General features: G+C 45.6%; 9 protein-coding genes. 1 reads left to right on the top strand and 8 read right to left on the bottom strand.

The genetic code is table 11. The features are described from left to right. Positions 1–25: 25 nt before the first annotated feature. Positions 26–1,840 carry an assimilatory sulfite reductase (NADPH) flavoprotein subunit gene (locus UJ203_RS13615; RefSeq protein ID WP_322011570.1) on the bottom strand — a complete coding sequence of 605 codons (1,815 nt, stop codon included), beginning with the start codon at positions 1,838–1,840 and terminating at the stop codon, positions 26–28. A 174-nt stretch (positions 1,841–2,014) separates the two neighbouring features. Further along, the gene (gene helD / locus UJ203_RS13610) at positions 2,015–4,339 is read right to left on the bottom strand and encodes an RNA polymerase recycling motor HelD (protein ID WP_322011568.1); all 2,325 of its coding nucleotides are present in this window, start codon (positions 4,337–4,339) and stop codon (positions 2,015–2,017) included. Between the two features lie 585 nt (positions 4,340–4,924). Between helD and UJ203_RS13605 the strand changes: the two genes are divergently transcribed. Further along, positions 4,925–5,359, top strand: a complete 435-nt coding sequence (locus tag UJ203_RS13605) for a hypothetical protein (RefSeq protein WP_024122837.1) — start codon at positions 4,925–4,927, stop codon at positions 5,357–5,359. Positions 5,360–5,459: 100 nt separating this feature from the next. On the opposite strand, the gene UJ203_RS13600 is transcribed toward UJ203_RS13605, so the two are convergent. The 6 genes from UJ203_RS13600 to copZ all read right to left on the bottom strand — a co-directional run bounded on the left by UJ203_RS13600 (position 5,460) and on the right by copZ (position 12,468). Further along, positions 5,460–6,071 carry a trimeric intracellular cation channel family protein gene (locus UJ203_RS13600; RefSeq protein WP_010331875.1) on the bottom strand — a complete coding sequence of 204 codons (612 nt, stop codon included), beginning with the start codon at positions 6,069–6,071 and terminating at the stop codon, positions 5,460–5,462. A gap of 208 nt (positions 6,072–6,279) precedes the next feature. Then, the gene (locus UJ203_RS13595; RefSeq protein WP_322011564.1) at positions 6,280–6,696 is read right to left on the bottom strand and encodes a disulfide oxidoreductase; all 417 of its coding nucleotides are present in this window, start codon (positions 6,694–6,696) and stop codon (positions 6,280–6,282) included. 4 nt (positions 6,697–6,700) lie between these two features. Next, positions 6,701–7,369 (bottom strand): DsbA family protein, encoded by a 669-nt coding sequence (locus tag UJ203_RS13590; RefSeq protein WP_105953895.1) that lies wholly within the window; start codon positions 7,367–7,369, stop codon positions 6,701–6,703. A gap of 118 nt (positions 7,370–7,487) precedes the next feature. Further along, positions 7,488–9,599: a heavy metal translocating P-type ATPase gene (locus UJ203_RS13585; protein WP_322011561.1), complete on the bottom strand. Its 2,112-nt coding sequence runs from the start codon at positions 9,597–9,599 to the stop codon at positions 7,488–7,490. 164 nt (positions 9,600–9,763) lie between these two features. After that, positions 9,764–12,175 carry a copper-exporting P-type ATPase CopA gene (gene copA, locus UJ203_RS13580; RefSeq protein WP_322011559.1) on the bottom strand — a complete coding sequence of 804 codons (2,412 nt, stop codon included), beginning with the start codon at positions 12,173–12,175 and terminating at the stop codon, positions 9,764–9,766. 83 nt (positions 12,176–12,258) lie between these two features. Beyond that, positions 12,259–12,468, bottom strand: coding sequence for a copper chaperone CopZ (gene copZ, locus UJ203_RS13575; RefSeq protein WP_044159112.1), 210 nt, complete (start codon positions 12,466–12,468; stop codon positions 12,259–12,261). Positions 12,469–12,497: the final 29 nt, after the last annotated feature.

Raw genomic sequence — 12,497 nt, 5'->3', positions numbered from 1 at the left:
GTTGAAAAACTCCTTTCAGGTCAAATCAGTATACATCACGCTGATAACGTTTTTGCTGCTGCATATCGGCAAGATAAACCTCCGCTTCTTCACGGGTCATATTGCCTTCTTTTTCTATAATTTCTAAGAGTGTGTTATGGACATCGTGTGCCATGTGCTTTTCATCTCCGCAAATGTAAACAGCCGCTCCTTCTTGAAGCCATTCAAACAGTTCTGCGCTCTGTTCAAGCATGCGGTGCTGCACATACACTTTTTCTTCCGTATCGCGTGAGAACGCTACGTCCATTTTTGTCAGCACGCCGTCTTTCAGCCAATTCTGCCACTCTGTCTGATATAGGAAATCTGTGACAAAATGCTGATCACCGAAGAACATCCATGCTTTTCCTTCAGCTCCCGTCTCCTCGCGCTCCTGCATAAAGGAACGGAACGGCGCAACGCCTGTCCCAGGGCCGACCATGATAATCGGTGTTTCAGGATCCTTCGGAAGCTTGAAGTTCTGATTATGCTGGACATAAACCGGCAGTGTGTCTCCCGGCTGCAGACGCTCCGCACATAAAATCGAGCAGACGCCTTTTCGTTCGCGGCCATGCGCGTCGTACCGGACTGCACCAATCGTTAAATGCACTTCATCCGGGTTTGCGGATAAGCTGCTCGCAATTGAATAGAGGCGGGCCGGCATTTTTCGAAGTATGGATACAAACTCCTGCGCCGTTACACTGAATGGGCCATAATCTCGGATCAGATCAAGCAAATCGCGCCCTTCAATATACGCTTTCACTTTACCCTCATTTCCCGGTGCTAAAAGCTCTCTAAGCTCCTCGCTTCCCGTCAAATGAGCAGCCTGTTCAAGAAGCGGCTTTGTGAGAACAGTAATTTCATAATGAGAAATCAGCGCTTCTTTCAGCGGGCGGACATCGCCTTGCTTATTCAGCGTCACAATTTCTTCGGGGTCCCAATTCATTTCCTGAAGCAGCAAATCGACAAGTACCGGATCATTTTCCGGATAGACGCCAAGGCTGTCACCAGGTTCATACGTAAGGCCTGACCCTTCAAGAGACAACTCTACATGTCGTGTTTCTTTATTTGATCCGCGGCCGTTTAAATTTAAATTTTCTAACACTTCCGCCCGGAAAGGATTTGTTCTTGAATACGCAGATTCACCAGTTTGAGGCGCTGCGGCCGGCGCAGGCACGGCGCTTCCGCCCTCGGCTTCACTTAAGCCCTCACATACGCTTTCCAGCCATTCAGCAGCCGGCTCATCATAATCCAAATCACAGTCAACGCGCGGAGAAATTCGTTTTCCGCCAAGCTCTTCCAAGCGCTGATCAAATTCTTTTCCTGTCTGACAGAAGAATTCGTATGAACTGTCACCAAGCGCCAAAACAGAAAAGCGAAGATCATCAAGCTTAGGCGCCCGTCTTCCGTGCAAAAATTCGTGAAACGACAGCGCGTTATCAGGCGGCTCACCTTCTCCATGCGTACTGACAACAATCAGAAGATTGTTAATTCTCTTGAGCTGGTTCGGCTTAAAGTCGCTCATGGATGAAACGGTGACTTGAAAGCCTCGCTCCTCAAGCTGCTTGCCGGCGTTCTCTGCAAGCCCTTGTGCGTTTCCCGTCTGTGAACCGTAAAGGACGGTGACTTCTTTTGAAATGGCCGGTGCCGTTACACCCGCAGACACAGCAGCCGGCGCCCCCGAAGTTTCCAGTACGGAAACAGATTGCGCTGATAAATAGCCGCTCAGCCAGATTTTCTGAGATTCTGTCAAGGTTGGCAGAAGGCGGTTAAGGAGCTCTGCCTGCTCCTGATTAAACGGACTGTTCATTACCTGAAGTTGCAACGTATCCACCTCACAAAATTGTATAAACTGATCGAAATAGTATCTAATTGAACTTTACCGGAAGACACACCGCAAGTAAAATATATTTACATGATGATAACGATTAAGATTATTAATGATAAAACCCCTTTGTCTCATTTAAATGAAGAAAAAAGAGAAGGCATCCCTTCTCTCTCAATCAGCACTCTTATATAAATCAGGGGGCACAGCACTCACAAACGGACTTGGTTCACCGATAGAAGAAACGGTCAGGCCGTGCATGGCCCGGGTGCAGGCAGTGTACAGCAGCCTGCGGTCGTGCTCTGTTCTATATTGTTCTTCTGAGGCATCATAGACAAGTACTGCGTCAAACTCAATTCCCTTCGCTAAATAAACCGGAATAACACAGACTCCCTTTTGAAACGTTTGGTTTTCTTTATGAATCAGCCGAATATCGGTATATTCGCTCATTTGAGCGTGTGCCTGTCTTGACTGCTGCGCCGTTTTGCAAATAACAGCAATGGTTTCATGCCCTTTCTTTCTAAGTCGCCCAATTTCTCGCGTAAGCTTTTGACAAAGATCCTCGCGACCCTCGCTTTTTAACACGCAGGGCATTTCCCCATCTCTGTTAAAAGGCTCAATGTCCGCTCCGTCCTGCAGCAGCGCTTTTGTCAATTCCACAATTTGTCTCGTTGATCTGTACGTTCTTTTTAAACGGACACACTCAGCCTGCTCTTTTTCAAAGCCGGCATCCATACGTGCTGCACCGTTTATTGCATGGGCGTAAATAGACTGATTGATATCACCGAGCACCGTCGTGCTGGCAGACGGAAAAATACTCCTTATATACGCCATCTGGAATGGAGAATAATCTTGAGCTTCATCGATAAATAGATGTTTGATCTGTGTGTTTTTCTTTCTGCCTTCTAGCAAATCCTGCAAATATAGAAATGGAGACGCGTCCTCATAGAGCAGTTTATTTTCTCCAAATGCCGATCTTGTCAGCTCCCCTATTGCCGCAGTATCCTCTGTTTGAGTTTTGCTTCCCCAGTCAGAAAACAATTGCAGATACAGCTGTTTGACATCAAGAAACGCCAGCTGCCTGACCGCCTGTTTAATTGGTTTGAAGGCCTTTTTTACAATCATGGCGGCAAGCAGCTGCTGTTCTCTCTGATGATCGTTAAATGTACTCTCACTAAACCGTTTCTTTGCCTGCAGCTTTTTGTACACTTCCAAATATTCCTCTTTGTCAAGAAGTTCGGCTTCCTGAACGACCCAATCCTTTCGCCGTTCCTTTTTCTCCAGCTTGTTAAGCTCACTCAGCAGCCAATTTGCCGTTTGTTCCATCCGGTTCGGAATGGACAGGCTTTGATCGAGCGAGTAAAAATACGCTTGGACTTGTTCCTTTGTGATCAGTTTTTGTCCGCGGAAAACGATATTTTTAAAGATCATTCCTTCAGAAGACAGCCTGCTGGCGTATTCATCAATAAATTGCTGAAAAGATAAGCCTGCCTTCCACGTGATTCCGGCAAGCCTTGATTGAAAACTGCCATCTTTTGTTTTGGTCAGGCAATATTCCAGCTGATCAAAGGGGCTTTCACATTGAAACTTGCGGCCAAGCCGATGCTCGATATATTCCTGAAACGTCGTCTGTTCCATATTTTCTTCGCCTAATTCAGGCAAAACAGAGGAGACATAGCTGTTAAACAAAAAGTTTGGGGAAAATAAAACGATTTGTCCGGCATCAATTACACCGCGGTGCCTGTATAACAAGTAAGCGACACGCTGAAGCGCTGCTGACGTTTTTCCGCTGCCTGCCGCACCCTGCACAATCAGAAATTTGCTTTTTTCATTTCGGATAATCTGATTTTGTTCTTTTTGAATCGTGGACACGATGTTTTTCATTTGTGTATCAGAGTGATGGCTTAATACCTCTTGCAGCATTTCATCGCCAATCGTCATATCAGTATTAAACATCGCTTTGAGAGCGCCGTTTTTAATGATAAACTGGCGCTTCAGCACCATTTCCCCTTCTATCGTTTCGCCGGGAACCTCGTATTCAGCTTTTCCTGGGGAATAATTATAGTAAAGGCTTGATATCGGTGCTCTCCAATCATAAATCAGAAAGTGTTCCTCCTGCTCATCCATACAGGATGCTAAACCGATATAGATCTGGTCCGCCTGTTTCTCGCCGTTTTCAATAAAATCAATCCGGCCGAAATAAGGCGATGCTTTTAATTGATGAATTCGTTTGAGCTGCTGATCCATATGCCGATGATTCCGTTCCCGATCAGACAGCAGCTCAGCCTGCTGCTTAATGCTTGCCATCGTTTCAACCGCTTCATGGACGTCATCAAAGTTAACCGTGACATCCTCCCAGAAGTTTTTTCGTAATCCGATAATATCATGCTTTAATCCGCCCGCGGACGTTTCGAGAAGCCGCTCTTTATTCTCGAGCTCCTGCAGTACATCATCTATTCTTGACTGCTCTTCTTTCCATTCCTTATCATGCTGATTCATGAACGGCACCTCCAGAAAATAGTTGACAAACGAAGAAGAAATAATGTAAAATAGAATTGGATATATATTTAATATATGATAAAAGCAGGCAAATACAATTTATAATAGCACATTCACCCAACATCGTTCAAGGTTTGGGTTATTTATATGCATAAAAAACCGATTTCAACTCGAAATCGGTTTTTTTATTTTAACACTTTGATCACTGTTGTACGTGCTTTTTTTAGGTTGCGAATCTTCTCTTTCATCAGTATCGATTCCTTATAACATTCAATCTTCCATATGAAAATATATCTTTTTCATTTTAAACACACACAGAGCGTTGCCGTGTTTATCAGTTCATCTCACGTGAAGAGTGACTAAACTGGCTGTATTATCATCCATATAGCAAACAAAATCAATAGCCTTCCATCCTTGCTATCATACCTATAGACGCAGTAAAATAGTCATTTTTTATCCAATTTCGACATATTTCAACAAAATGAAGTTTCTAATTTGGGAGATTAGGACGATGTTACATTATTTCTCACGGTTTATGATATGAACATGAAGAAAGAACCAGAATAAGCTAGGAGGAAATACTCAATGAAGAAAAAGCTATATATGATGTTGCTGGCTTTCGTCGTAGCCGTAACTAGTTTTACGGCTATTGACCTAGTAAACAACAAAGCAGAAGCTAAAGATTGGGTTAAAAAAGGTCAAATATGGAGTACTCATTACCATTCGGGCTCATTTAAAAACTATACTTACTCGCCAACTTTTCATATTTATTATCCAGGGCAAGGAACTTGGGCCAACATTACGGCAAACGGATCAGGCAGCGGGAAAATTACAGCCACTCTGCAACAAAAGACAAATAAAGGCTGGAAAAATGTGAAAACTTTTTATGCAAAGAAAAAAGGCTCTACAAATTTAAGTTACAAACAAGCTTCTAAAAGCTACAAAACAAATTACAGATTCAAATTCACTAACACAGGAACTAAAAAGACCATCAGCTATACATTTTGGGCTACTTATTAATTTCAAACAACTTTGCTCTGCGCGGTCAGCATTTGAAAGGACTTTGATCCAGCTGGCTGCAATAAAAAAACCTCTCCGACATGGATGAGGTTTCTTTTATTTACTGGCTATCTAAGCGAAAATAACGGTTTGGCAGCTTCCAATTAAACATATAAGAACAAACGCGGCATACGACGAGTACAAAAAACAGCGCGTATAAACCGATCGAGTTTCCGGTCCAGCCCAAGCCGACGATTAAACCGCCGAGCGCCGCCCATACCGCATAGATTTCCGCTTTCAGCACGAGCGGCTTGCGCCCGGCAAGCAGGTCGCGAATGATTCCTCCGCCGCTTCCCGTCAGCACCGCAGCCACGATAACGGCGCTAAGCGGATGCCCCATTTTGACGGCGTACAGAGCGCCTTGAATAGCGAAAGCTGCAAGACCGATCGCATCCGATAAATTTCCCCATTTGTTCCAATGCTTCAGCAGCAGCTTCGGAAACAAGAAAACGATCGTGATCGATACCAGAGCAATTTGAAAGTACGCACCCTGCTCCCACAAAGCTGACACCGGAACACCGATCAGCAAATTGCGGATCGCTCCTCCTCCAAAAGCTGTGACAATCCCTAATATATAAACACCTAAAATATCATATTCTTCTTCCATTGCAACAATTGCGCCGCTGACAGCAAACGCAATGATGCCGATCACACTGAGCAGCTCCCAAGCCATTCTGATGACTCCCTTTATATTTGTTAAATTTTCTGACGACCTCTAGATTTTATAACCGCTTCAGCTTAAAATCAATAACATTTTTATGATAAAAAAAGATAAATTTAGAGGGAAAACAGTAAACGCCGATCAGCATGAGGCTGCCGCTGGCAGTGCCTATCATTTGTACCGTAAAAAAAAGCGCCCTGCATTCGCGGGCGCTTTTTTCTTATTCAGATTTTTCGCCTTTGAGGAGGCACATAAAAATGATGATCAGAATAAAAGCAATCAAGGCCAGAAACGGAATGGTCACAAAACCGAACCAGTTAATATATTGGCCTGAGCAAGGCACACCGCTTACACATGGCTTGATGCCGCTAAAGCCCGGCACTTTTTGCTCCAGATAATGCATAATCGAAATAAATACGCCGATAATCGCCATCGGCAGCACATACTTTTTCACGCGTGTGTCACCCTGAAAGGTGGCGATTCCTAAAATCAGAACGAGCGGATACATGAGAATACGCTGGTACCAGCACAGTTCACACGGGATGAACTTTCTGATTTCACTGAAATACAGGCTGCCCAGCATGGCGATAAGAGCAACAACCCAGGAAGCATATAAAAAAACAATTCTATTTTTCATTCGCTTACTTCCCTTTCAGCTCTTTTTCTATCGTTTCTTTAATTTCTTCATAATCTGAAAAATTACTGATCACTTTATCATTAACATAAATCGTAGGCGTTGCTTTTATGTTCATTTTATGATTAAGGTCCGAATCCTTTTCCACTGCAGAAGCAAATGTTTCCTTATCAAGATTGTCCTTCAGCGTATCAGGGTTTACCTTTGTCGTACTTTTTGCGATATCACCGAGAACCGCTGGCGTTACCCATTCCTGTTCTGTGTCCGGCTGCTTGTCAAACAGCTTTTCATGAAATGCCCAGAAAGAATCAGGATCTTCTTTCCATACTTCCTCTGAGGCAAGAGCCGCTAACGTTGAGCCTTTTCCATGGAACATGACGTTCACGAAAGAAAATTTCACATCGCCCTTGTCAATAAAGTCTTTTTGGATTTTGGGGAAGATGTCGCTGTTAAACATCTTGCAAGACGGACATTTATAATCTCCGAATTCCACTACTGTTACCGGTGCATCATCTTTGCCAAGCACAGGCTGGCCTTTGATAGACGGCTGTCCTGACACTGCTTCGTTGCCTTGCTCCGTTTTGTTATTAATGATTACAATTGCTGCTAATAAGACAACAACGACAACCGTAAGGATGACCGCGAATTTCGCAGAAGACTGCTGTTTCTTTTTCACTCCGACACCTCATCGTTTTAAAATTAAAAAAGAAGCGGATCTCAATTGACCCACTTCTTTATTTTAACAAGACAACCGTCTATAAGAAAAGCCCGAAATAGTGAATTCTCTCCGACAATTATCTCATTTTGAGGCGCATCACGCGCATAGCGTTTGCAACAGCGAGAAGCGTAACACCGACATCTGAGAAAACCGCCTCCCACATGGTCGCAAATCCAAACGCTCCGAGTAAGAGGAAAATGGCCTTAACACCTAAAGCAACTCCGATGTTTTGCCACACGATTCGCCGAGTCCGTTTTGCAATCCGAATCGCTTCCGCTATTTTTGACGGCTGATCTGTCATCAGCACAACATCCGCGGCTTCTACAGCTGCATCTGATCCGAGTCCGCCCATCGCCGCTCCAATGTCCGCGCGTGCAAGCACCGGAGTGTCATTAATTCCGTCACCGACAAAAATGAGTTTTTCATTCGGGAGCAGCTTCGATTCCAATGCTTCTACCCGCTCCACTTTATCCTCCGGCAGCAGCTCCGCATAAACCTCGTCGAGGCCGAGCTGTTTTCCGACTGTTTCTCCTGTCTGTTTTGAATCGCCCGTCAGCATGACTGTCTGTTTGATACCGAGCGATTTCAAATCTGCGATCGCTTGTTTTGCGTCTTCCTTTACTTCATCTGCTATGATGATCGCCCCGGCATAGCGCTGATCAATAGCCACGTGAACAATTGTACCGGCGTTTTCATCCGGGACGCTCTCAATCTGCTCTCTTTCCATCAGCTTCTTGTTCCCCGCAAGGATTTCTTTTCCGTTCACCTTTGCGAAAATACCGTGCCCGGATATTTCCTCATATGACTCGATTGTGTCCGGGGAAAGCGGCTTCCTATAGGCTTTCCGCACAGATTCTGCAATCGGGTGCTGAGAGTGGAGCTCAGCGTATGCCGCGGCTTCGAGTAAAGTCTCCTTTGAAAAACCTTCCGCAGGTTTGATCTCTGTCACTTCAAAGCTGCCTTTTGTCAGTGTGCCTGTTTTATCAAACACAGCGTATTTGACTTGATGTAAGGCTTCTAAGTAATTGCTTCCTTTCACAAGCACCCCGGCCTTCGAAGCTGCGCCGATTCCGCCGAAGAAACCGAGCGGAATGGAGACAACAAGGGCGCATGGGCATGAAATGACTAAGAAAATAAGCGCGCGATACACCCAATCAGAAAGTAAAGCGCCAGGAATAAACAGCGGCGGGACAAATGCCAGCAAGGCGGCGATAATGACGACAGCCGGTGTATAATACTTGGCAAACTTCGTGATAAAGTTTTCAGTCCGCGCTTTGCGGCTGCTCGCATTTTGAACCAAATCTAATATTTTGGATACTGCGGAATCCTGATAGCCTTTTGTTACTTCGATATGCAGAACGCCGTTTTGATTGATAAAGCCGGACATGACTTCTTGTCCTTCTGCCGCTTTTCTTGGTACAGATTCTCCTGTCAGCGCTGATGTATCAACCATCGCCGATCCCTGCACAACCTTTCCGTCCAGCGGTATGCTTTCTCCCGGGTTGACGACAATGATATCTCCTGTCTGCACGTCCTCCGGAGAAACGGTCTTGATGCCGTCTCCTATTTTCATATTGGCGTAATCCGGCCTGATATCCATTAATGCACTGATCGATTTTCTAGAACGGCTGACCGCGGCTCCTTGAAACAGCTCGCCGATTTGATAAAACAGCATCACAGCAACGCCTTCTGGGTATTGCTGAATTAAAAAAGCGCCGATTGTAGCAAGAGCCATTAAGAAATGTTCATCAAACACTTGTCCGCGGCTGATATTTTTGACCGCTCGAACGACAATGTCTCCTCCGATTATCAAGTAGGCAGCGAAAAATAATAAAAATTCCAGCATTGGGCCGGCATGAATCAAATATGCCGCCGCTCCGAGAAGGACCGCTGCTGCCATTCTGATCAGCATATTGATCATTCTTTTTCGATAACCGTCATCTGCTGATTTCTTTTTATGTTTCGGACGAACTGTTACATGAGGATCAATTGATTTTACTTTTTTCTCGACCTTATTGGTGACCCATTGTTCTTCTTTGCCATCGGCTGAGACAGTCAGTGTGCTTGCTGCAAAGTTAACCGCGCATCCGTCAACGCCTTTGATGCCTTTGACGCCATTTTCGATTTTTTGTGCGCAGTTGCTGCAATCCAAACCGTCCAGAACATATTCCCGCGTCACTTGTTTCATTTGTCTCACCTTACCTTCCGATTTAGGGTTCCCTCAAGCATATGAATGAGTGTGAGTATCAAAATTACATATATGAGCATATACTCATATAATAGTTACATCTATTATATGGTGTTTTCCAAGAAAGTGTCAATGAAAAATAAAAACCGGCAAATCACCGGTTTTTATTTTACTTTTTGCAGACGCAGCGCATTCAGAACAACAGATACAGAGCTAAAAGCCATTGCCGCTCCCGCTATCCATGGCGCTAAAAATCCAAGGGCCGCGACGGGAATGCCGAGACTGTTATAGCCAAGCGCCCAGAATAAGTTTTGTTTAATGTTTTTCATGGTAAGTCTGCTCATACGGATGGCGTCCGCAATACTGTTCAGATCGCCGCGAATGAGCGTTATGTCCGCTGTTTCCATCGCGATGTCGGTGCCTGTTCCAATTGCCATGCCGATATCCGCTGTGGCAAGCGCGGGTGCATCGTTGATTCCATCACCGACCATTGCCGTCTGGCGTCCTTCTTTTTGCAGGCGGGAGATTTCAGCGGCCTTTTGCTCAGGAAGGACCTCAGCAATGACGCTGTCAATTCCAGCTTCCTTCGCTATCGCTTCTGCCGTTCTGCGATTGTCCCCGGTCATCATGATGACATCCAGACCCATCTCTTTCAGACGGGTGACTGCCTCCCGCGACGTGTCTTTTATCGTGTCGGCAACCGCTACCAGTCCCGCTGCTGCTCCATCAATGGACACGAGCATCACCGTTTTTCCTTCTCCTTCAAACTCCTCCATCCGAGGAAGAAAAGCCTTATGCTCAATCCGTTCGCTCTCCATTAACCGTCTTGTGCCGACGAGTATCGTTTTGCCTCCGGCTTTGGCTGAAATACCAGCGCCTACTTTCGCTTCAAAATGGGTGAGCTTCGGTATCTCCAGCCCTTTATCTTTCACACCGGCAACGATCGCTTCGCCGAGCGGGTGTTCCGAGCCCGTCTCAGCTGCTGCTGCGAACCGGAGCAGCTCTGTTTCTTCAAAGCCATCGGCCGGAATGGCATCGGTCAGCTTCGGCTTTCCGTTTGTCACTGTTCCGGTTTTATCGAGAACAATGGTATCAAGGCGGTGTGTTTTTTCTAAATGCTCTCCGCCTTTAAAAAGAATGCCGAATTCAGCCGCCCGTCCGGATCCTGCCATAATGCTTGTCGGGGTGGCAAGACCCAGTGCACATGGACAGGCGATGACGAGAACCGCAATAAACTTGCTGATTGCTTCAGCAAAATCACCTGGAGACGCCCAAAGATACCAAATAAGGAACGTAAGGACGGCGATCCCCAATACAATCGGCACAAAAATGCCGGAGATCTGGTCGGCGAGACGCTGGATCGGCGCTTTTGATCCTTGTGCTTCCTCCACAATTTTGATGATATGAGAAAGCGCTGTTTCTTTCCCGACGTTAACAGCCTTGATTTTCAGGAAACCGTTTGAGTTCACAGTCGCTCCTGTCACGCTGTCACCGGGAGATTTGTCAACAGGAAGACTTTCTCCTGTAATCATGGATTCATCTACAGCCGAGCGGCCTTCCAGCACCTCTCCATCGACAGGAATTCGTTCGCCTGGTTTGACATGAACAATATCACCAACAGCCACTTCATCTATCGGGATGATTTGCTCCCGTCCGTCTCTTACGACCGCCGCTGTTTTGGCTTGCAGCTTCATGAGCTTTTTAATGGCATCTGATGAGCGCCCTTTCGCCTTCGTTTCAAACAGCTTTCCTAACAAAATGAGCGTCAGCAATATCGCGCTTGTTTCATAGTAAAGGCCGTCAGTATGCCCATGGGAACCGAGGCTTCGAATCGTAAGATAAAGACTGTAAGCATAAGCAGCCGTTGTTCCGAGTGCAACCAATACATCCATATTGGCGCTTTTATTTCTGAGCGCCTTATATGCGCCGACGTAAAACGGCCAGCCGATCAAAAACTGCACGGGAGTCGCAAGGGCAAATTGCATCCACGGATTGAGGAATAGATCCGGCACCCAAATGAACGAAGTAAATGTAAAATGGCTCACCATCGCCCACAGCAAAGGAAATGACAGAATAGCTGAAAAGATCAGTCTCGCTGTTTGCTGCCGTTCTTCTTTCTTTTTGGAAGCAGCGGCTTCGCTATCCTCATCGCCTTTCAGTTTAAGTTGATATCCGAGCTTATCAACGACTTCTTTAAAATCGCTGACAGCCGCTTCTTTTGGGTTGTATTCAACTGTTACAGTTTCTAAAGCAAAGTTCACCGGAGCATTTGTAACGCCTTCTAATTTGCTAAGCCGCTTTTCAATCCGATTGGCGCATGCCGCACAGGTCATACCCTCGATATCAAACTCAGCTTTTTCCGTTACGACGTGATAACCCAGTTTTTCTATTTTTTCTTGGATTGCTTCTGTTCCTGTTTCAGCAGGGTCATAGGTGACATTTGACGTTTCCGTCGCCAGATTCACATTGGCATCCGTGACACCAGGCATCCGCTTCAGTCCTTTTTCAATTCTGGCGGCACACGCCGCACAAGTCATACCAGATACTTGCATTGCAATTTCCTTTTGCTCACTCAATACACTCACTCCTTTATATACACCCGGGGGGTATATAAAAATGAAAGAAATATCGCGCCTTGATGAAGGCGCGATACCGTGAATCAGTTGGCTACATCATAGCCTTGGTCTTCTATCGCATCCGTAATGTCTTTGACTGACACTTTGCCGGCATCAAACGTGACATCAACTTTCCCCGCTTCAAGATTGACATGAACAGCACTAACCCCGTCTAGTTCTCCCACACTCGTTTCAACTGCTTTGACGCAGTGCTGACAAGACATGCCTTCAACTTGCAATGTTTTTTGTTCCATATGAATTCCTCCTGTTTATTCGATCTGTT

The sequence above is a fragment of the Bacillus sp. V26 genome (assembly GCF_034296245.1).
Lineage (GTDB): Bacteria > Bacillota > Bacilli > Bacillales > Bacillaceae > Bacillus > Bacillus halotolerans.
Note: the sequence above shows the minus strand (reverse complement) of the source record. Positions and strands in the feature narration are given on the sequence as shown.

Excerpts from the sequence above, each read along its gene's own strand:
- UJ203_RS13605 (WP_024122837.1), top strand. The coding sequence starts at position 4,925 with ATGAAGAAAAAGCTATATATGATGTTGCTGGCTTTCGTCGTAGCCGTA.
- UJ203_RS13600 (WP_010331875.1), bottom strand. The coding sequence starts at position 6,071 with ATGGCTTGGGAGCTGCTCAGTGTGATCGGCATCATTGCGTTTGCTGTC.
- UJ203_RS13595 (WP_322011564.1), bottom strand. The coding sequence starts at position 6,696 with ATGAAAAATAGAATTGTTTTTTTATATGCTTCCTGGGTTGTTGCTCTT.
- helD (WP_322011568.1), bottom strand. The coding sequence starts at position 4,339 with ATGAATCAGCATGATAAGGAATGGAAAGAAGAGCAGTCAAGAATAGAT.
- UJ203_RS13585 (WP_322011561.1), bottom strand. The coding sequence starts at position 9,599 with ATGAAACAAGTGACGCGGGAATATGTTCTGGACGGTTTGGATTGCAGC.
- copZ (WP_044159112.1), bottom strand. The coding sequence starts at position 12,468 with ATGGAACAAAAAACATTGCAAGTTGAAGGCATGTCTTGTCAGCACTGC.